This window comes from Lentibacillus sediminis, assembly GCF_002763455.1.
Taxonomy (GTDB): Bacteria; Bacillota; Bacilli; order Bacillales; family Amphibacillaceae; genus Lentibacillus_D; species Lentibacillus_D sediminis_A.
Genome location: NZ_NIXK01000001.1, coordinates 818,940 through 838,527 on the forward strand (window position 1 = coordinate 818,940; position 19,588 = coordinate 838,527).

The following is a 19,588-nucleotide window of genomic DNA, read 5'->3' on the forward strand; positions in this document are numbered from 1 at the left end:
AAAACTTCCGGTCGAGAGGGAAAACTTCCGGTCGAGAGGGAAAACTTCCGGCCGAGAGGGAAAACTTCCGGTCGAGAGCGAGAACTTCCGGTCGAGAGCAGAAACTCCCGGTCGAGAGGGAAAACTTCCGGCCGAGAGCGGAAACTCCCGGTCGAGAGCGAGGACTTCCGGTCGAGAGGGAAAACTTCCGACCGAGAGCAGAAACTCCCGGTCGAGAAGGAAAACTCCTGCCGAGAACCAGAACTTCCGCCCGACAGGGGGAACTCCCGTCCGAAAGCAAAAGCACTAAAATACACCTCCTTCCAATACGGAAGGAGGTGTATTCTAATTTTTGCGGCGAGAACAAAACACCTTCTTATCCATGCAAAAATATGATATACTGTGGTCTGATGTGTAAAGAAGTATAGGGGGATCCCGCCAAATGCAGCAGCAAACGAGAAAGAGAACTGGCGTTAAACAGAAAAATATCATCCCTTTTATTCCTGAAGGTGATTTCTTTTTCACCAAAGGCGTGGAAGCTTTTCAGAATCGGAAGTTTGAGGCTGCCGTCAAGTGGCTGAAAAAGGCGCTCGAAAGAAAGCCGCGCGAACCATTGTATGCGTGCCAGCTATCTGTCGTCTACACGGAAATCGGCTCCTATCATGAAGCCAACCAGGTGCTGACAGAAGTGCTCGAGGCCTCAGAGTATGTGGACTGCTATTATTTGCTGGCCAACAATTACGCGCATCTCGGCCTTTTGAATGATGCGAACAAATATGCCACCATTTATCTTGACAAACAGCCGGACGGTGATTTTGCCCAGGAAGCAGAGCGATTGTTGAAACTCATTGATATCGAAGAAGAGGATGAAGATGAAGACAACTGGGACCTGGAAGATGAAGATGACCTCTTGATCTACCAGGAAACCGTGTTTTATCATATGGAAAACCGGGACTGGGAAAAGGCAATCCCGCTTCTGGAGGATTTGATGGTGATTTTTCCAGAGCATACATTAGCCCGGCATGATTATGCGCAGGCATTGTTCTTTTCAGGAAGCACGGAAGAAGCAATTCAGCTGGAGCTTAATATAATGGAAGAAGACCCTGCTTCATTATACGGCCATGCGAATCTGGCGCTGTTTTACTATGAAACCGGACAGACTAAAAGCTACAAACGGCATATTCAGGCATTACTAAATGTATATCCCATCCATGATCAGCAGAAACTCAAGGTAGCTTATACCCTGGCAAGAACAGGCTGGGACGAAGAAGCGTGCAGACGTTTTCGGGCTTTACGGAGAAGCATGGGCCGCGGCCACCTTTCCTATTACCGCGGCTACAGTGCTGCGGCGCACCGTATTGGCAAGGTGAAAAGGGCGGCCGCGCTGTGGGCAGAAGGATGTAAACTGCATCCACAGTTGGCTAACGAAAAGGAGCCCTGGCTGTAACACTTGAGCAGAATAATGGACGAAACAGCTATTGTTTTATAAGCTGTAATTGCTTATGAATTTTTAAAGATAAAGAGGCGATTTGAATGTCCGAAGAACAAATTTATGATGTCATCATCGCAGGCGCGGGCCCTGCCGGCATGACAGCCGCTGTCTATGCCTCGCGCGCCAATTTGGATACTCTTATGCTGGAGCGCGGCATCCCCGGCGGTCAGATGGCAAACACGGAAGATGTAGAGAACTATCCGGGGTATGATCATATTCTCGGTCCGGATTTATCCAATAAAATGTTCGATCATGCGAAAAAATTCGGTGCGGAATATGCATACGGCGATATTAAAGAGGTCGTTGATGAAGGCGACTATAAAACGGTTATTGCCGGAAAAAAAGAATATAAAACCAAATCACTGATCATTACGACCGGCGCGCAGTACAAAAAGTTGGGAACTCCCGGGGAAGAAGAACTCGGCGGCCGCGGTGTCTCCTACTGTGCTGTTTGTGACGGGGCATTTTTCAAACAGAAAAATCTCGTCGTAATCGGCGGCGGTGACTCTGCGGTGGAAGAGGGGATTTATTTAACCCGATTTGCCGACAAGGTGACGATAATCCACCGCCGGGATGAACTGCGCGCGCAGAAAATTCTGCAGAACCGCGCATTTGATAATGACAAGATCGATTTCGTCTGGGATACGGTGGTGGAAAAAATCAACGGTCCCGAGGGGAAAGTCAGCAGTGTGACCATGAAGAATGTCAAGACAGGCGAGGAATATGAGCACGATATTGACGGTGTATTTGTCTATATTGGCATGGTTCCGCTCAGTGAGCCGTTTCAGTCACTGGGAATCACCGATGAGGAAGGCTATATTCCAACCAATGAGCAGATGGAAACACAAGTATCGGGCGTTTTTGCAGCCGGGGATATCCGTGCCAAAACGCTTCGACAAATAGTGACAGCGACTGGCGACGGAAGTATTGCAGCAGAAGCAGCGATCAAATATGTGGAAAATCTCAATGAGGAGATCAAGGCAGCCCAGGCATAAAGCCGTTTCAGGGGCGTGCCACAAAATTAACACAGAAAGTCATTGCTTTTTAACGCTGTTGTAACACGCTCGAAACAATTGTTGGGTATAATAAGTAGTAACTAATTGACCCCCTTTTAATAGATAAATTAGTTCTTGGCACAGGTGCTTGCACCTGTGCATTTTTTTTGGGGAGAAGCCCCGTCTGTTGTACAAGCTTGTCCAGATTTGTCGGATGCTGAGCTGACGTTTGTTCGGTGAGTCCGTCTGTTCCGCTGTGCTATTGCTGAAAGAAGTGCTGTTTCCATTGAGGACCGTTTCTAAAAGAATGTTGTTTTTTACATAATCTATAAACTGCGAACTAATCCACCGCTCCGGAAATACCCCTCGCTTTCCGCGGGTGGCTGGTGAGCCTCCTCGCGCTGTCTCCGCTTGAGGGGTCTCACCGATGCCATTCCTCCCGCAGGAGTCTCGGGGTATTTCCTCCGCTGGCATTGTGCTTTTAAATTCAAACGGCAGCTAATACATTACACTACTTTGTTGATGGTTGATTGGAGCGGAGGGCAGTCGACTCCTGCGGGAAGAAAAGCCTAGGCGAGACCCCGCCGTGCGCCAGCACAAGGGGGCTCGGCAGCTTCCCGCGGAAAGCGACTGCCCGCAGCGGAAATCAACGAGCACTTTGTAACAGAAATTTTCTCAACGATAGCTTAGGGCACAATTTCCATCGACTACGAAATAAATAAGCAAAATACTTAAGAATAGAGCTTAGCTGAAAGCAGCCCCTTCCACTGGACCTTTTCACTTACCATGCACCGAATTATCATTTGCTCCCTATAATTCAGCATTCTTTCAGTACAACAAATCTTATCCTTGTTGCTTTCAATTCGTTCATTGTATAATAGGGATAGTGTGAAACAACAAACAAATGACATGCTGCTGACAATCAGCTGCATAGACATATAGAGAACCTGGCTTGTGCCCGGAGCCTGACAGGAGTTTGACAAAGGAGAGATTGCAGTGGGAAAAGGAGAGCATGAGACAAAATTAGTGATCATTACCGGGATGTCCGGGGCGGGAAAAACCGTCGCGATTCACAGCTTTGAAGATTTGGGCTATTATTGTGTCGACAATTTGCCGCCAACCTTGTTCCCGAAATTTCTCGAGCTGATGAAGGACTCCACCAACAACATTCAAAAAGTCGCCCTGGTGATGGATTTGCGTGGCCGGGAATTTTTTGATTCCTTATTTGATGCTCTGGATGTTCTGGGAAAAGAAGACTGGCTGCAGGAACGTATCCTGTTTCTCGATGCCAAAGATGAGCAGCTTGTCAGCAGATACAAGGAAACAAGAAGATCCCATCCGCTCGCTGTGGGCGGTCTGCCGCTTGCCGGGATCACCAAGGAGCGGGAGATTCTCGATGAATTGCGCGGCCGTGCCCAACGGATTATTGACACGACAAATTTAAAGCCAAAAGAACTGCGGGATAAAATTTTGCATATTTATTCCGAAGAAGAACAGGAAATTTTCTCCGTCCATTTTGTTTCATTCGGGTTTAAATACGGCCTGCCGATCGACGCCGATTTGGTTTTTGATGTCCGTTTCCTGCCCAATCCGCATTATGTCAGCCACCTGCAGCCAATGACGGGATTGAACAAAGAGGTTTCCTCCTATGTATTTAAATGGTCGGATACCCAGCAGTTTAACGAAAAAGTGCTAGATTTACTGCAGTTCATGCTGCCGCAGTATAAAAAGGAAGGAAAATCCCAGCTGGTGGTGGCCATCGGATGTACGGGCGGACAGCATCGATCGGTGGCACTGAGCGAGTATTTCGCCAAAGAATTATCGGGCGGCTACATTACACATATCAGCCATCGTGACATTGATAAAAGAAAGGGACATTAATATGACTGAGGAAAAACTGCCCCGGGTTGTCGCCATCGGCGGCGGGACGGGCATGCCAGTGCTCCTGCGCGGTCTGAAAAACCTGCCGATCCACCTGACTGCCCTGGTAACGGTGGCAGATGACGGGGGGAGCACTGGGAGACTGCGCGAGGAAATGGCCATCCCTGCTCCTGGAGATATTCGCAATGTTATCGCAGCGTTGTCGGATGCCGAACCGATGCTGCTTGAGCTTTTTCAACACCGGTTTTCTGTCGGCAATGGTCTGTCAGGCCATTCGCTGGGAAACTTGCTCTTGGCGGCGATGACATCTATCACTGGCAATTTTAATATGGGAATCAAAGAAATCTCCCGTGTGCTGAACGTGAAAGGGAAAATTTATCCGATTTCCAATGATAATATGTCCCTGCATGCAGAAATGGAAGACGGGACCATGATTACCGGGGAGTCAAAAATTCCGCTTTCCGGCAAGCGGATCAAACGGGTTTTCCTGAGTCCGCAGCCGGTGCAGCCACTGCCCAATGCTATCCGGGCTATTGAACAGGCAGATCTCGTCGTGATTGCCCCAGGCAGTTTATATACGAGCATCCTGCCAACAATGATCACGCCAAAAATCGATGAAGCTATCCGCAATACCGTCGGCAAAGTGGTCTATGTCTGCAATGTGATGACACAAGCAGGTGAGACGGATGATTACACGGCTGCAGAGCACGTGCGCGCGATCAGCAGCCATATTGGTGATGGCGCGGTGGATGCGATTGTTGTGCATAATGAGCCGATTCGAAAAGCGGTTCGGGCCATGTATGCCGAAGAGAACGCCGACCCGGTGGTGTATGATACCGACCGGTTAATAAACATGGGGCTTGAAATTATCGAAGGAGATATCATCGACCATACCCGTGCGACAGTTCGCCATGACACGGAAAAAATCGCGAAATTGCTTTATTCGATTATCGAGCGGCCGTAGTTGTAATAGAAAGTTTGTGGGAAGCCTGGTAAATCCAGGTTTTTCTAAAGAAAGGGGGTCCTCAAATATGTCGTTTGCCTCGGAAATAAAGAAAGAATTAACATCCATGGAAGTTGAGGACTGCTGTGTGCGGGCAGAACTCACCGCATTAATCCGGATGAACGGTGTCGTCTCTTTTTCCCGAGAAAATTATGTGCTTGACGTGCAAACCGAGAACGCGGCGATTGCCAGGCGGATTTATACCCTGATCAAATCAGTCTATTCCCTGCCGGTTGAATTGCTCGTGCGCAAAAAAATGAAGCTGAAAAAGAATAATGTGTACATTGTGCGGATGAAAGAAGATGTCCAGGATTTGCTCACAGATCTGGAGATTCTACAGGATTCCTATACACTCATCCAAACCATTTCTCCGAAGTATCTGGAAAAAGACTGCTGCCGGAAAGCCTATTTGCGCGGCGCATTTTTAGCCGGAGGGTCGATGAATAACCCGGAAACTTCCTCCTATCATCTGGAAATATTCAATTATCATCAGGAGCACAACGATGCCCTCTGTGAGCTGCTGAATACGTTTGGGCTAAACGCGCGGGAATTGGAACGGAAAAATGGCTACATTGTCTATTTGAAAGAAGCCGAGAAGATTACCGAGTTTTTGGGAGTTGTTGGTGCCCATAATGCCCTGTTCAAATTTGAAGACGTGCGAATTGTCCGTGATATGCGGAATTCGGTCAATCGGCTCGTCAACTGTGAAACTGCCAATTTAAACAAAACGATCGGCGCCGCATTCCGGCAGATTGAAAATATCCAAATGATCGAGCGCACCGTCGGACTGGACCAGCTGCCGGAAAAATTGCAGGAAATTGCCAAACTGCGTGTCGAGCACCAGGAAGTATCCCTCAAAGAACTGGGTGAGCTTGTATCCAGCGGGAAAATTTCCAAATCAGGTGTTAATCACCGTTTGAAAAAAATAGATGAATTTGCGGAAAGGTTGCGTGGGGGCGAGGAATTGCAGAGGAGATGAAACCCGTTTCCTGGCAGATGAGAAGGTTTTTTCGGTATAATATAAAATTAAGAACAGTAAGCCAGTTTCCAGCAGAGGGGGCAGGGATTTTCAGAAGGGGCCAATTGACTTAAGGGATATGGCTATAAACGAAGGTGATCACAATGAAACATATCAAAAGAATTTTATTGGTTATTATTGGGCTTATATCTTTTGGTATCGGCGTTGCGGGAACGATCTTACCTGTTCTGCCCGGGGGCCCGTTTTATTTAATTGCAGCTTTTTGTTTTACGAAAAGTTCCGAGCGGCTTGATAATTGGTTCAGAAGCACCGAAGTATATGACAAGTACGTGGTAGGCTTCCGTGAGAAAAGAGGCATGACACGCAAAGAGAAAATCCGTATTAATCTGATTGCTGATTTCTTTATTGTTTTTTCGTTATTTATGGTCGATATTCTGTTTGTGCAAATAATTATTGCAGCGCTTGGTCTATATAAACATTATTATTTCATTAAGAAAATCAAAACGATTAAGCCAGCAGAGCAAGAATGATGCAAGAGGGAATTTAATTCGGCGGCAGCAGTGTGTTTAACCTATGCTGCCGATTTAAATTAAAGCGTCTTTGATAGCGCTTACGTTACGCGGTTTATAGCGAAAAACACGACAAACTACGAGAAGAGTAAAAGGAGTGGACGAGCACTATGTTAGAAAAAACGGTCAAAGTTGAACTGGATACCGGGCTGCAGGCAAGGCCGGCCGCCCAATTTGTGCAGGAGGCCAATCGCTACGGCGCGCATTTGTTTCTGGAGAAGGATGGGAAACGAGTGAATGCCAAGAGCATCATGGGACTGATGAGCCTGGCGGTGACCAGCGGGGAAGAGATGCTGATCATCGCGGATGGACACGATGAAGAAGAGGCAGTGGAACATTTGACTGCGTTTGTGAAGAATTAGTAGTGCGGCTGGCAGTGGTCAAACATAATAGAAGGTGAAAAAATGTTGAATCAAGGCCAGGTTGAAGCATATTTAAACTGTTTAGGCATCATGAAAATTCAGCCGCCTGCGAAGGAATTTTTATTTAAAATCCATAAAGCGCATGTAAAAAAGTTCTCTTGGCAAACGGTGGATATCTTTGCAGGTAAGGCAAAGCCTATCGATGTTCAAAATTCGATAAACCTTATGCTGGAAGGGAAAAGCGGTTATTGTTTTCACTTGAATGGAGCTTTTTCTGAACTTCTCAGGTCTTTGGGTTATAAAGTAACCATGCATCGGGCGGGTGTGCAATCACATGGTGCTAAACCTCATATTAATTCCACTCATCTTGGGCTTGTCGTTCACCTTTTGAATGAATCCTCATTCGAAGAACGATGGATCGTCGAAGTTGGTCTGGGAGATATGATTTACGAACCTTTTCCGTTGGAGACTGGCTCTTACACGCAAGGGGTGTTCACCTATCGGGTGGAGGATTCGAAGGTTGCTGATGGAGGCTGGCGTTTGGTCCATGATCCACAGGCTTCTTTCGCGGGAGTAGATTTTGGTGCTGACCCCGTTTTTGATATTCTTGCCTTTCAACCCAATCATCATCACTTAAGCAAGTCACCTGATTCTCACTGGGTGAATTTATCGATTGCAAAAAACAGAGACGCCAGAGGCAGTAACCAACTTATTGGCTGTGTTTTTACTGAGCATAATGAAACTGGAATCAGGAAAACAGAAGTGGTGGAAAAACCCCGTTGGTTTGAGGTCCTGAGAGACGTTTTTGGACTTCGATTTCAGGATTACACTCAGATGGAACGGGATGAATTATGGAGAAGAGTAATTGAGTTACATGAAGTTTGGAAGAAAGCACATTCACAGGAAATATAAGATGAACCCCATGGGTGCAGAAGTAAACGACGTGATGCATTTATATTAAAAAACCCCGTACCACTCATAAAGTGATACGAGGCTGTCTTTTTCATGCTTAACCGTTATTCGTTTCATTGCGCTCAAGAATCTTGTCAATCAAGCCATAGTCGACCGATTTTTCTGCGGTCATAAAGTTGTCGCGTTCGGTGTCGCGCTCAATGACTTCCAATGGCTGACCGGTGCGCTCGGACAGAATCTCGTTCATTCTCCGCTTCATTTCCACAATCCGGCGTGCATGGATTTCAATATCCGTTGCCTGCCCCTGTGTTCCGCCCAGCGGCTGATGGATCATCACTTCACTGTTCGGCAGCGCATAACGTTTGCCTTTTTCCCCGGCAGCCAAGAGGAATGCTCCCATGGATGCTGCCATCCCGGTGCAAATAGTTGATACATTCGGCTTGATAAACTGCATGGTATCAAAAATTGCCATGCCCGCCGTGATCGATCCGCCCGGTGAGTTGATGTACAGGGAAATGTCTTTCTCTGGATCTTCCGCCTCCAGGAAAAGCAATTGCGCAACAATGGAGTTGGCCACATTGTCATCAATTCCGCTTCCCAGCATAATAATCCGGTCTTTCAGCAAACGTGAGTAAATATCATACGCGCGCTCCCCACGGTTGGTCTGTTCAATAACTGTAGGTATTAAATTCATTGACTGATTTCCTCCCTTTTCATCCGTTCTGATTTTATCATACATTAATGGTCAATAAAGGTCAAACAAAACGTTCAACAAAACCCTCTAACCATGATACCCATCTCCTGGCAAAATAAACCTCTAAGAATTTGAGGAAAATACTTGTATATCTCAGCCGAGCGAGTTATAATATTCTATGTGCCAAAAAAATTCATATTCTGCGCCCATAGCTCAGTAGGATAGAGCTTAGGTTTCCGGTACCTAGTGTCGGGGGTTCGAATCCCTCTGGGCGCGTCATTATTTTAGAAACAGAGAGTACATGTGTGTGCTCTCTGTTTTTTGTGTTTTGGTGGAGGGAATCGGCGTAAGCGGGCGCTTCCGCCCGAGAGGGAGAACTTCGGCGCCACGGTGGAAACTTCAGCGCGAGAGGGAGAACTTCGGCGTGCCAGCGGAAACTTCGGCGCGAGAGGGAGAACTTCGGCGTGCCAGCGGAAACTTCGGCGCGAGAGGGAGAACTTCGGCGTGAGAGCGGAAACTTCAGCGCGAGAGGGAAGACTTCGGCATGCCAGCGGAAATTTTAACTCGCGACTGAAAATCCGCCCGCACATAAACAAGATTTATCACCAATTTGCTCCACTGGAAAATATGGATCTTTCACCTATTGAAACATACAAGTCCTGAGGAAATTCCTCAAGGCGAGGGGCATAGTATTTTCTTGCACTAGTTGTGCCTTTTTGTTTCAGATTCATGGAATTCAGTAATAGATAAGCAGTTTTAGGTGATTCAATATGCAGCAAACGCCGGCATTCCTGATTGGTGATTGTATCCTTTTCAAGCAAAAAATAAGATAAAACTACTTGTCTGTGTGCGGTGAAATCAGGCTGGAGGCATTTGGGGCATAACCATTTTTTATACATCCTCTGCATTGGGTAATGTCCACATTCCGGGCAGGCGACTCCATGAATAAGATGGTTATCCGTGACACCATATTTTTTTAACAAAGAAGGTTTATGATCGACGTGGTGACTCAAAAGCAAACTGCTCGTTTTCATAAGTTTTTTTTTATCAAGGTATCTTTTTGTATATTTTGTTTGGATCTTATCGAGTTGGAGAGGTAAGCTTTCGGAGTGAATTAATTTCTCATAACTCTCTGGGTCTTGCTGCAAATTTTCAATAATGGTTGATTCATTGCTTGAAACCACAACTGTTTCAATTGGAATATGGATATTGCGGTTCTCCAGCCAAAATGCCAAATTTCTTTTCTGCGCTTCTGCCTGCAAAATAGGGTCTTTGTATCCCTTCTCTTTTCCCTCAACAATTTGTATAAACTGCTTTTGCAAGGAATCGTATCGGAGCGTTCCTTTAATATTTTTTATCTCAAGGATGCAGATGAAGTTATTAGTGAGGATTAACGTGTCTATCTGAAAATAGTGGGAAAAATTATTTAGACGAAGGCTCTGGAAGATGTGGAAATTGTTATGCGGGTAAAGTGACAACTTATAATCTACTTTCTTTTCACCTCGGTAACCAGCCAGGAACTTCTTGTATTCTCCCAGTAAGACTTCATTTCGCCGATAGGGTTCTTTTAATCTCCGGAATAAGGCTTCCAATGATAAAAGTTCAAATGGTTTTGAACGATGTTTAACAAACATGTAAACACTCCTTTTATTTGGTTTAAAGATATAGTTCGACATAAATCTCAAAAACCCTTTAATTTTATGGAAAAATTTTTTGGATTAATCCCTAGCCTCGGAGCGAAAACTTCGGCGTCACAGTTTAAATTTCAGCGCGAGAGTGAGAGCTTCGGCGTCACGGTGGAAACTTCAGCGCGAAAGTGAGAACTTCGGCGCCATGGTGGGAAGTTCAGCGCGAGAGTGAGAACATCGGCGTCACAGTTTAAACTTCAGCGCCACAGTGGAAACTTCAACCCGAGAGCGGGAACTTCAACCCCACAGCGCGAACGCCGACCCCCACCCCACCCGACAATTCCCCGGCATATTCCTCCCGCCCTCCACATACAATGCATGGACAACTCAATTAAAGAGGAGGGGCCCCGATAATGTCCGATCAAGAAACGGTACTGGAAATGAATGATCTGCATACACACTTTTTCACCGACAGCGGGGAGATTCCTGCAGTTGACGGGGTCAGTTTGCGTGTAAATAAAGGGGAAGTGGTTGGGATTGTTGGCGAGTCGGGCTGCGGGAAGAGTGTCGCGTCCTTGTCGATCATGCAGCTTGTCCCCAGTCCGCCAGGCCGGATTGTAGACGGTGACATTCAATTTAAAGGGGAAAATCTTGCCACTGCGACGGAGAAGCGGATGAGGAAGATTCGCGGCAATGAGATTTCGATGATTTTTCAGGAGCCAATGACTTCGCTCGATCCGCTGTTTACGATTGGCAACCAAATGGAGGAAGCGATCCGGATTCATCAGAAAATCAGCAAAAAAGAAGCGAGGACGAAAGCGGCGGACATGCTCAAACAGGTGGGCATTCCCCGGGCGGAAGCGATACTGGATGAGCATCCCCACCAGCTGTCCGGCGGCATGCGGCAGCGTGTGATGATTGCGATGGCGATGTCCTGTGATCCGGAGCTGCTGATTGCTGATGAACCAACGACCGCACTGGATGTCACGATCCAAGCACAAATTTTGGACCTGATGCGGAAGCTCAATAAAGAAAATGATACGGCGATTCTATTAATCACGCACGATCTCGGGGTCGTCGCGGAAATTTGCGATCGAGTGGTAGTGATGTATGCCGGGCAGGTTGTTGAAGAAGGCACCGCCAGGGAAATTTTAAAAGATCCCAAGCATCCCTATTCGCAAGGTCTGATTCGATCACTGCCAAAACTCAGGGAGCGCGAGCAAAAACTCTATTCCATCCCGGGCACCGTTCCGAAGCCGAAAATGGGGCGGGTTGGCTGCCGGTTTGCCGATCGCTGCCCGTTTGCCTTTGACCGTTGCTATGAAGAGACACCATCCTTGATCCAACTGAACAATCAACGAACCAGCCGCTGTTTTTTATATGATAAGGAGGCCCAGGAAGATGCCGAATCCCCTGTTGGAAGTTAATGGACTGAAAAAATACTTTGATATCCGCGGCGGTGTTTTTGGCCGGAAAGTTGGCGATGTGAAGGCAGTGGATGATATTTCCTTTACCGTCATGGAAGGCGAGATTCTCGGGATCGTCGGAGAATCGGGCTGCGGCAAGTCGACGGCCGGAAAAGCAATCCTGCGTCTGATTGAACCGACGGCTGGCACCGTCCGCTTTGAAGATAAGGACCTGACCGAATTAAATGCGGAAGAAATGCGGAAACTGCGCCACAACATGCAGATCATTTTCCAGGATCCATATGCATCGCTCAATCCGAGGCATACCGTGGAAAAAATCATCAGTGAGCCGCTCAAAGTTCATGGCATGACTTCGGCAGCAGAGCGGAAAAAGCGGGTGCAGGAGCTGCTGGAGACCGTGGGCCTGAGCGCATACCAGGCGTCACGCTACCCGCATCAATTCAGCGGTGGTCAGCGGCAGCGGATTGGGATTGCCCGGGCGCTTGCCAATAATCCAAAACTGATTATTTGCGATGAGCCTGTCTCGGCGCTTGACGTGTCGGTGCAATCGCAAATTCTCAACCTGATGGAAGAACTGCGCGACAAATTTCAGCTGACCTATGTATTTATTGCTCATGATTTGAGTGTCGTCAAGCATATCAGCGACCGGGTCGGGGTGATGTACCTGGGGCGGATGGTCGAACTGACGACAAAGGAAAAATTGTACGAGGAACCGAAACATCCTTACACCCAGGCGCTTCTCTCAGCAGTGCCGGAGCCCGATCCAGATGTAGTAAAAGAGCGGGTTATCTTACAGGGGGATGTGCCAAGCCCGGAAAATCCTCCGGCCGGGTGTGCGTTTCATACCAGGTGCCCGATGGCTATGGACATTTGCAAAGAGTTGAGGCCGCAGTTTGAAGAAATAGAAGATAATCATTTTGTTGCCTGTCATCTTTACGGAGACGCGCAATAGAATTGATATATACATTATTTTAAGGGGGCATAACCTATGAAGTGGAAGGTTTCAATTTTTATGGCCTTCATGCTGTCAATCGTGCTCGTGCTTGCTGCCTGCAGCGGGGATGGCAGCGCTGATCCGGAAGCTACGGAAGGCGATGATGGCGGCACGGAAGAAAATGCTGGTGAAGAAGGCGAGGCAGAAAGTGAAGGCAGTTCAGAGGGTGAAGGAGAGGCTGCCGAAGAAGGAGGGGTTCTGGTCTTTGCGCGTGGCGGGGACTCGGAAAGCCTCGATCCCGGAAGCACAACCGATGGGGAATCCTCCCGGGTAACCAGGCAAATTTTGGAGAGTCTGCTTGACTTTGAGAAAGATTCCTTTGAGATTAGGCCAGGGCTCGCCCATGACTGGGAAGTTTCCGATGATGGGTTGTCCTACACCTTCTATTTAGAAGAAGGAGTCACATTCCATGACGGGACGCCGTTCAATGCAGAAGCGGTGAAAACGAATTTTGAACGTTGGTCTGACCCGGAACATGAATATGCATTTACAGATGATGGCTATGTGTATGCCATGTATGGCACCATGTTCGGTGGCTACAAAGGCGATGAGGGGCATGTCATTGAGTCGATCAACGTGGTAAATGATCATGAGATTGAATTTGTCCTGAGCCAGCCACTCGGATTCTTCCTGCAAAATATGGCGATGAGCTATTTTGCGATCACCTCGCCGGCAGCACTGGAAGAACACGGGGCAGCGATTAATGAAAACCCGGTCGGCACCGGCCCATTTAAATTTGTCAGCTGGACCAAGGATGACTCGATTGTCCTGGAAAAGTTTGAAGACTACCGGGTGGACGGCTTGCCGAAACTTGATGAGGTAGTGTTTGAAGTTATTCCGGACAACGCAGCCCGCCTGATAGCCCTAAGATCCGGGGATATCGACATTATGGATGGATTGAACCCGGATGACGCAGCTGTTGTTGAGCAAGAAGAAGGGCTTAAGCTGTATACCCGCGCGGAGAACAACTTCGGCTATGTCGGCTTCCATACCCAGAAACCACCGCTGGATCAGGTAGAAGTACGCCAGGCGATTAATTACGCAATCGATAAACAAGCGATAGCGGACGCCTTGTATGCGGGCTACGCCACCGTGGCGAAAAACCCGCTGCCGCCAAGTTATATGGGATACAACGAAGATACGGAAGCCTATGAATACAATCCGGAAAGGGCGCAGGAGCTGCTGGCTGAAGCAGGCTATGAGGACGGTCTGGAAATTGATTTGTGGACCATGCCGGTAGCACGTCCGTACATGCCGGATCCGGAGACCGTGGCACAAATCGTGAAAAATAACCTGGCAGATGTCGGGATCACAGCGACCATTGTCCGGCACGAATGGGCACCATATTTGGAAAAAACGATGCAGGGAGAGCATGAGATGTTTATCCTTGGCTGGTCCGGAACCAATGGCGATCCGGATTACTTCCTGAGCAGCCTGCTGCATGGTTCGAATGTCGGCAGCAGCAACCGTACCTTCTATGAAAATGAGGAAGTCGATGAACTGCTGGATCAGGCGAAACGGGCAGTTGACCAGGAAGAGCGCGCGGAACTGTATAAGGAAGCACAGGCGTTGATTTCCGAGGACTCGCCAATGGCCACCCTGGTGCACTCACGTCCAGTTTTGGCAACCTCAAGTGATGTCTTAAATTATGTTCCGCACCCGTCAACAAGTGAATCGCTGGCAGAGGTGGAATTGGCTAACTAACGAACGAACAACAGAGGGGGAGCAGTTCATGCTGCTGCCCCTTCCTTTCCATATAAGGGAACGGAGGTGAAGAAATGTTTTCCTATGTCATGCGGCGATTGGTGATGCTGATTCCGGTTTTAGTCGGCATGACGCTGATCACCTTTTCGATTGTGCATTTAATTCCGGGAAATCCGGCTCAGGTTATGTTAGGCGAAACAGCAACAGCGGAAGCCATCGCCGATTTGGAAGAAAGTATGGGATTAAACGAGCCATATCTGGTGCAATACGGCCTTTATATATCCGACTTGCTGCAGGGTGACTTAGGCACATCTCTAAGGTCCAAAGCAGAAATTTCCCAGGAAATATGGCCATATATCGCTGCAACCTTTGAATTAACCGTGTTCGCCATGCTGTTTGCTATTTTTATCGGGGTGAATGCGGGAATCATCAGTGCATGGAAACAAAATTCCTGGTTCGACTTTTTGGCCATGCTGTTTGCGCTTGTCGGAGTCTCCATGCCGGTTTTCTGGCTGGCATTGATGGAGCAATGGGTCTTTGCCCAGGAGCTAGGCTGGCTGCCTGCCTACGGTAGGGAAAACAGCCGGGATCCGATGGCACCGATTACCCATTTCTATGTCCTGGACTCGTTGATTCACCTGGACTTTGCAAGGACGTGGGTTACGCTGAAACATTTAATTCTGCCAAGTATCGCTCTGGGCACGATTCCAATGGCGATCATCGCTCGGATGACCCGCTCCAGCATGCTGGAAGTGATGAAATCGGATTATGTCCGGACGGTCCGGGCAAAAGGCTCCGGGACATTTCTCGTTATTTACAAGCATGCGCTTAAAAATGCAATGATTCCTGTATTGACGGTGATCGGTTTGCAAACCGGCGTGCTGCTAGGCGGCGCGATTCTCACAGAAACGATCTTCAGCTGGCCGGGCCTCGGCAGGTATGTATATGAAGCGATTAATTACCGTGATTATCCGGTGATTCAATCAGGCATACTCGTGATTGCTTTCATTTTCGTCATCATCAATTTGGTGGTGGACGTGCTGTACAAATTAATCGATCCACGGATTAAATATTAAGGGGGGAGTTGCAGATGGACAAAAAGGATAAAAATGAGGCAGAACAGTTGACGGCAAATCCTGCTAAAGCATCCATGGCAAAGGATGCTGAGGAAATCGAAGCAATCTCTCCCTGGAAAGATACACTCCGGCAGCTGCGGCGCAACAAGTTTGCCATTGCAGGCATGGGTATTATCGTATTTTTCATTTTGCTTGGTTTGGTGGCTCCACTGCTCACGTCTTACGGCTATGAGGATCAGGATCTGGTTAACCGGCTGATGCCGCCATCCGCGGAGCACTGGCTGGGCACCGATCATTTGGGGCGGGATATTTTTACCCGGATTGCTTATGGTGCCAGGGTTTCCCTGCAGGTCGGATTTTTTGCGGTGACCGGCGCGCTCGTATTTGGTTCACTGCTGGGGATCATTGCAGGATACTTCGGCCGCTGGGTTGACATGCTGATTTCCCGGATTTTTGACATCCTGCTGGCTTTTCCAAGTATTCTGCTGGCAATTGCGATTGTGGCTATCCTCGGTGCTTCCCTGCAAAATGCACTGATTGCGATCGCCGTTATCAATATTCCAATCTTCGGCAGGTTGGTCCGCTCGAAGGTAATCAGCCTGCGGGAGGAAGAATTCATTATGGCTGCCAGGGCGCAGGGGATGAAGAATGGCCGGATCATCTTTCATCATATTCTGCCAAACAGTACCGCGCCAATAATCGTCCAAGCTACACTTGGTTTTGGTACAGCCATTCTGGAAGCAGCAGCACTTGGCTTCCTCGGACTCGGTGTTCAGCCGCCAACCCCGGAATGGGGGCAAATGCTCGCCGACTCTCGCGACTTTATCCAGCTTGCCCCATGGACGCTGATTGTGCCTGGGGTGTCGATCATGCTGGTTGTGCTTGGATTTAATCTGATTGGGGATGGGCTGCGGGATGCGCTCGATCCGAAGATGAAGAATTCGTAGGGAGGAGAAACGGCTGGAGCTTGTAATGACAAGCTTCGGCTGTTTTTTTATCATTTTATATTTCCCTTTATGTATTCCACATTTAAGTTACGAAATAGTTCAGGTCAAAAATTTTTCCATAGAAATCCATCATAGGAAAGAAAACTCCCTTAAAAAAGAGCATAAATGTTCGTGTTTTGTGGTATAATGAAACAAACGTTCTTTTTGAGGTGATCATTAATGAAGGGATTGCTGATGAATTCGCTGGGGACCAAGCAAAAACTGGAACTGATTTACATCGATGGAGAGGGAAACATTTCTCACAGGGTCATTCGTGTGCTGGAGATAAGAGAAGATGCCATTCTTGCTTATTGTTATCGAAAACGAGAAGTGAGGTTGTTTAAGCTGGAAAATATCCTCTCTGCGGGTGCGGTGCGAAAGCGTCAGGGGGCATAATGGGGGAGAGGCATCCACCTCTCCGGCCAAGTTAGGAAAAATCCGGGTGGTGCTGCAAAGCGTCGATAATTTCTTCTGATGCTTCATGAGGGGAAAGGTTGTCTATTTTGATCTTCAAATGATGCGCAGCATAAATTTCCTGGCGCTCATCAAAGAGTGCTTTGATCTCCTCCTCGGTCCTTCCCTGCAGGAGAGGACGGCTGTCACGCAAGAGGCTGATGCGCTCTTTCCAAAACGGCCAGGACAGATCCAGAAAGACAACTAGGCATTCGGACAGGCAAAGTCTGCGGGTTTCTTCCTGGAGAAACGCCCCGCCGCCGAGAGAGATAACCTTCCGTTTGCCAAGACGTGAGTATGAAGCAATCAGCTCTCGCTCTTTATCCCGGAAGTAAGCCTCCCCATAGGTCTGAAAGATATCTGGGATACTCATGTCCACAGCTTTTTCAATTTCCTCATCCATATCTACGAAACCGCGGTTGAGCTGATTTGCAAGGTCTTTGCCGATCGTCGTTTTGCCGACACCCATAAACCCAGTCAGCACAATATTCTTTCCTTTAATTTGCTTCATTCGAATTCCTCTTTCTCTTACAATCTTCCTTATAGTATAAGGGAATTTCGCTTTTTTTGCATCAAGTGATAGAATAATAGAAAAGGATTTCGGAGGTCATGTAAATGCTGCAGTTGAAACAGATTCGTATCGGGGAAGGAAAGCCCAAAGTGATTGTCCCGCTCATCGGCCGAACGGAAGATGAGTTGGTCCAGGAAGCGGAAGCGGTGAAAAAGCTGGGGCCGGATATGATCGAGTGGCGGGCAGATGCTTTTGCTGGAGTGAAGTCTTTAAAGGCGACTGGGAAAATGCTTGCTAAATTTCGTGCTGTACTGCCAGAACTGCCATTGATTTTTACATTTCGCAGCGAGCGGGAAGGTGGTCACACATCGGCCGGTGAATCGTTTTATGAAGAACTGCTAGATATGGTGCTGGAATCCCAGGCGGCTGATGCAGTGGATGTGGAGTTGTTTACGGGTAGAGATTCGGTGGAGAGATTGGTAGAGAAGGCAAAAACCCATGGCGTGCCTGTCGTGATGTCGAACCATGATTTTGCCAAGACGCCGGAAAAAGCGGAAATCCTTACGCGTTTGCAGGCAATGGAAGACTACGATGCAGATATGCTGAAAATTGCCGTCATGCCAAACAGCACAGCGGATCTGCTTGTCCTCTTGGATGCCACTCAGACGTGGAAATCCAAGGGAGAAAAGCAGCCACTGATTACCATGGCGATGGGGCAGCTGGGGCTCGTCAGCAGACTTGCTGGGGAAGTATTTGGCTCAGCTGCGACTTTTGGAGCGGGAGTTGAAGCCTCCGCGCCTGGGCAAATTGATGTTGCAGATTTGAAAGCTGTGCTGCATATTATTCATCGGTACAGCTGAACAGAAAAACGAGGCTGCCGGGAGATGTCCTCCCGACAGCCTCATTTGCTGTGGTTCACAGTATAGATGCCGAAGTTTGTGGCAAAGATGCCAAAGTTCACAGTGGGAATGCTAAAGATGTTCTCAAGCCACCTCAGACTGGCAACTTTATCTCAAGCGAGATTTCAGCTGTTTCACTCACCAACCGCCACTTCATGAATCTCATGTTCATGCAGGCCATCGTCATTTTCGACATGAACTTGAACTTGATAGGTACCAGCTTCAGAAAAAGTGTGCAATGCATGATATTCTCCGGCAGTTGTTTCGTCCGCATCCACCCAATCATGGTTGCCGGCACCTTCCTTCTGCCATATTTCATAACGGACATTGGCATCCTCCAGAGGTGCGCCGTCCATCTGCACGTGTACGGTCAGGTCTGTTTCTTCCCCGGAAACGACATCTGCGGGCAGGTCCATATGCATTGAAAAGCCTTCCGTATTCCCATGGTCATGTGTTGCTTCGTTCTCTGCTTCCGTATCGGCAGAATCATTGTCGCTCGGATCGGCGTCACCGACAGTAATCGATTTCAACGGCATGGTATGTAGATCCTTTGCGGTGACATGGGCATACATTTCATAAACGCCCTCTTCATCAAAAGTGGTTTCAGCAGTATAAATGCCATCTTCGCTCATTGTTCCCTCAATCTCTACGCTGTTGTCTTCGTTACCGGTCTCCCAGATTTCAAACATGACTTCATCCGCATCAGTCACCGGTTCTTCTCCATAAGTAACTGCTGCAGATAATTCGACCGTCTCATCAGAATCAGCAGTTTCCGGCACGGAGAAATCAACAAGCAGCTGTTTCAACTCTTCCGCTTCAGTTCCTGTGTTTTCCTGCTGCTCTCCGCATGCTGCGAGCAACACCGCTATTATTATGAGCAAGCCCAATAGCTGTTTACGCATAGGCTGTCCTCCTATTGTGTTGATTAAGGCGATTATACCATTTCTTAACAAAATAATTGTGAAAGATAAATGACTTTCAGGGCAAATCTTATACCTATCAAGCAGTGTAGCCAAGTTTTACCACCAAAAAACCCGGAAGCCA

At 47.9% G+C, this 19,588-nt stretch carries 19 protein-coding genes and 1 tRNA gene; 16 read left to right on the forward strand and 4 right to left on the reverse strand.

The annotated features are described in order from the left end of the window. The first annotated feature begins 421 nt into the window (after positions 1-421). The 8 genes from CEG13_RS03845 to CEG13_RS03885 all read left to right on the forward strand — a co-directional run bounded on the left by CEG13_RS03845 (position 422) and on the right by CEG13_RS03885 (position 8,172). Complete coding sequence (locus tag CEG13_RS03845) at positions 422-1,426, forward strand: tetratricopeptide repeat protein (RefSeq protein ID WP_100010471.1); 1,005 nt, start codon at positions 422-424, stop codon at positions 1,424-1,426. Positions 1,427-1,512: 86 nt separating this feature from the next. Further along, positions 1,513-2,466: a thioredoxin-disulfide reductase gene (gene trxB / locus CEG13_RS03850; protein WP_100010473.1), complete on the forward strand. Its 954-nt coding sequence runs from the start codon at positions 1,513-1,515 to the stop codon at positions 2,464-2,466. 996 nt (positions 2,467-3,462) lie between these two features. Then, a complete protein-coding gene (gene rapZ / locus CEG13_RS03860; RefSeq protein ID WP_100010477.1) occupies positions 3,463-4,347 on the forward strand; it encodes an RNase adapter RapZ in 885 nt (294 codons plus the stop codon). Between the two features lies 1 nt (position 4,348). Further along, positions 4,349-5,311 (forward strand): gluconeogenesis factor YvcK family protein, encoded by a 963-nt coding sequence (locus CEG13_RS03865; RefSeq protein WP_100010479.1) that lies wholly within the window; start codon positions 4,349-4,351, stop codon positions 5,309-5,311. A gap of 67 nt (positions 5,312-5,378) precedes the next feature. Further along, positions 5,379-6,329: a DNA-binding protein WhiA gene (gene whiA, locus CEG13_RS03870; protein ID WP_100010481.1), complete on the forward strand. Its 951-nt coding sequence runs from the start codon at positions 5,379-5,381 to the stop codon at positions 6,327-6,329. A 143-nt stretch (positions 6,330-6,472) separates the two neighbouring features. Further along, the gene (locus CEG13_RS03875; RefSeq protein WP_100010483.1) at positions 6,473-6,859 is read left to right on the forward strand and encodes a YbaN family protein; all 387 of its coding nucleotides are present in this window, start codon (positions 6,473-6,475) and stop codon (positions 6,857-6,859) included. A 149-nt stretch (positions 6,860-7,008) separates the two neighbouring features. Beyond that, positions 7,009-7,260: an HPr family phosphocarrier protein gene (locus tag CEG13_RS03880; protein ID WP_100010485.1), complete on the forward strand. Its 252-nt coding sequence runs from the start codon at positions 7,009-7,011 to the stop codon at positions 7,258-7,260. Positions 7,261-7,302: 42 nt separating this feature from the next. Beyond that, entirely contained in the window at positions 7,303-8,172 is an 870-nt protein-coding gene (locus tag CEG13_RS03885) for an arylamine N-acetyltransferase family protein (RefSeq protein ID WP_100010486.1), read from the forward strand. A 97-nt stretch (positions 8,173-8,269) separates the two neighbouring features. On the opposite strand, the gene clpP is transcribed toward CEG13_RS03885, so the two are convergent. After that, positions 8,270-8,866, reverse strand: coding sequence for an ATP-dependent Clp endopeptidase proteolytic subunit ClpP (clpP, locus tag CEG13_RS03890; RefSeq protein WP_100010488.1), 597 nt, complete (start codon positions 8,864-8,866; stop codon positions 8,270-8,272). A 202-nt stretch (positions 8,867-9,068) separates the two neighbouring features. Between clpP and CEG13_RS03895 the strand changes: the two genes are divergently transcribed. Next, positions 9,069-9,142: transfer RNA gene (locus CEG13_RS03895), tRNA-Arg, on the forward strand. Between the two features lie 326 nt (positions 9,143-9,468). Here the strand turns inward: CEG13_RS03895 and CEG13_RS03900 are convergent. After that, positions 9,469-10,500, reverse strand: coding sequence for a nuclease-related domain-containing protein (locus CEG13_RS03900; protein WP_100010489.1), 1,032 nt, complete (start codon positions 10,498-10,500; stop codon positions 9,469-9,471). A gap of 407 nt (positions 10,501-10,907) precedes the next feature. Here CEG13_RS03900 and CEG13_RS03905 point away from each other — a divergent pair, with 407 nt between their 5' ends. The 6 genes from CEG13_RS03905 to CEG13_RS03930 all read left to right on the forward strand — a co-directional run bounded on the left by CEG13_RS03905 (position 10,908) and on the right by CEG13_RS03930 (position 17,077). Then, positions 10,908-11,921, forward strand: coding sequence for an ABC transporter ATP-binding protein (locus tag CEG13_RS03905; protein WP_100010490.1), 1,014 nt, complete (start codon positions 10,908-10,910; stop codon positions 11,919-11,921). Beyond that, positions 11,896-12,873, forward strand: coding sequence for an ABC transporter ATP-binding protein (locus tag CEG13_RS03910; RefSeq protein WP_100010492.1), 978 nt, complete (start codon positions 11,896-11,898; stop codon positions 12,871-12,873). Before CEG13_RS03905 ends, CEG13_RS03910 begins: the two co-directional genes overlap by 26 nt. Positions 12,874-12,909: 36 nt before the next feature. Next, a complete protein-coding gene (locus tag CEG13_RS03915; RefSeq protein WP_100010494.1) occupies positions 12,910-14,619 on the forward strand; it encodes an ABC transporter substrate-binding protein in 1,710 nt (569 codons plus the stop codon). Between the two features lie 74 nt (positions 14,620-14,693). Further along, on the forward strand, positions 14,694-15,695 hold the full coding sequence (locus CEG13_RS03920) for an ABC transporter permease (RefSeq protein ID WP_100010496.1): 1,002 nt from the start codon (positions 14,694-14,696) through the stop codon (positions 15,693-15,695). Positions 15,696-15,769: 74 nt separating this feature from the next. After that, a complete protein-coding gene (locus tag CEG13_RS03925) occupies positions 15,770-16,642 on the forward strand; it encodes an ABC transporter permease (RefSeq protein WP_100010570.1) in 873 nt (290 codons plus the stop codon). Positions 16,643-16,861: 219 nt separating this feature from the next. Continuing rightward, complete coding sequence (locus CEG13_RS03930) at positions 16,862-17,077, forward strand: hypothetical protein (RefSeq protein ID WP_100010498.1); 216 nt, start codon at positions 16,862-16,864, stop codon at positions 17,075-17,077. A 31-nt stretch (positions 17,078-17,108) separates the two neighbouring features. Here the strand turns inward: CEG13_RS03930 and CEG13_RS03935 are convergent, their stop codons facing one another. Beyond that, positions 17,109-17,645: a shikimate kinase gene (locus CEG13_RS03935; RefSeq protein WP_100010499.1), complete on the reverse strand. Its 537-nt coding sequence runs from the start codon at positions 17,643-17,645 to the stop codon at positions 17,109-17,111. A gap of 104 nt (positions 17,646-17,749) precedes the next feature. Here CEG13_RS03935 and aroD point away from each other — a divergent pair, with 104 nt between their 5' ends. Further along, positions 17,750-18,505, forward strand: a complete 756-nt coding sequence (aroD, locus tag CEG13_RS03940; protein WP_192869512.1) for a type I 3-dehydroquinate dehydratase — start codon at positions 17,750-17,752, stop codon at positions 18,503-18,505. Positions 18,506-18,678: 173 nt separating this feature from the next. On the opposite strand, the gene CEG13_RS03945 is transcribed toward aroD, so the two are convergent. After that, positions 18,679-19,446 carry a FixH family protein gene (locus CEG13_RS03945; protein WP_100010501.1) on the reverse strand — a complete coding sequence of 256 codons (768 nt, stop codon included), beginning with the start codon at positions 19,444-19,446 and terminating at the stop codon, positions 18,679-18,681. Positions 19,447-19,588 lie beyond the last annotated feature (142 nt).

Excerpts from the sequence above, each read along its gene's own strand:
- CEG13_RS03845 (WP_100010471.1), top strand. The coding sequence starts at position 422 with ATGCAGCAGCAAACGAGAAAGAGAACTGGCGTTAAACAGAAAAATATC.
- trxB (WP_100010473.1), top strand. The coding sequence starts at position 1,513 with ATGTCCGAAGAACAAATTTATGATGTCATCATCGCAGGCGCGGGCCCT.
- CEG13_RS03865 (WP_100010479.1), top strand. The coding sequence starts at position 4,349 with ATGACTGAGGAAAAACTGCCCCGGGTTGTCGCCATCGGCGGCGGGACG.
- whiA (WP_100010481.1), top strand. The coding sequence starts at position 5,379 with ATGTCGTTTGCCTCGGAAATAAAGAAAGAATTAACATCCATGGAAGTT.
- CEG13_RS03875 (WP_100010483.1), top strand. The coding sequence starts at position 6,473 with ATGAAACATATCAAAAGAATTTTATTGGTTATTATTGGGCTTATATCT.
- CEG13_RS03880 (WP_100010485.1), top strand. The coding sequence starts at position 7,009 with ATGTTAGAAAAAACGGTCAAAGTTGAACTGGATACCGGGCTGCAGGCA.
- CEG13_RS03885 (WP_100010486.1), top strand. The coding sequence starts at position 7,303 with ATGTTGAATCAAGGCCAGGTTGAAGCATATTTAAACTGTTTAGGCATC.
- clpP (WP_100010488.1), bottom strand. The coding sequence starts at position 8,866 with ATGAATTTAATACCTACAGTTATTGAACAGACCAACCGTGGGGAGCGC.
- CEG13_RS03900 (WP_100010489.1), bottom strand. The coding sequence starts at position 10,500 with ATGTTTGTTAAACATCGTTCAAAACCATTTGAACTTTTATCATTGGAA.
- CEG13_RS03905 (WP_100010490.1), top strand. The coding sequence starts at position 10,908 with ATGTCCGATCAAGAAACGGTACTGGAAATGAATGATCTGCATACACAC.
- CEG13_RS03910 (WP_100010492.1), top strand. The coding sequence starts at position 11,896 with ATGCCGAATCCCCTGTTGGAAGTTAATGGACTGAAAAAATACTTTGAT.
- CEG13_RS03915 (WP_100010494.1), top strand. The coding sequence starts at position 12,910 with ATGAAGTGGAAGGTTTCAATTTTTATGGCCTTCATGCTGTCAATCGTG.
- CEG13_RS03920 (WP_100010496.1), top strand. The coding sequence starts at position 14,694 with ATGTTTTCCTATGTCATGCGGCGATTGGTGATGCTGATTCCGGTTTTA.
- CEG13_RS03925 (WP_100010570.1), top strand. The coding sequence starts at position 15,770 with ATGGCAAAGGATGCTGAGGAAATCGAAGCAATCTCTCCCTGGAAAGAT.
- CEG13_RS03930 (WP_100010498.1), top strand. The coding sequence starts at position 16,862 with ATGAAGGGATTGCTGATGAATTCGCTGGGGACCAAGCAAAAACTGGAA.
- CEG13_RS03935 (WP_100010499.1), bottom strand. The coding sequence starts at position 17,645 with ATGAAGCAAATTAAAGGAAAGAATATTGTGCTGACTGGGTTTATGGGT.
- aroD (WP_192869512.1), top strand. The coding sequence starts at position 17,750 with ATGCTGCAGTTGAAACAGATTCGTATCGGGGAAGGAAAGCCCAAAGTG.
- CEG13_RS03945 (WP_100010501.1), bottom strand. The coding sequence starts at position 19,446 with ATGCGTAAACAGCTATTGGGCTTGCTCATAATAATAGCGGTGTTGCTC.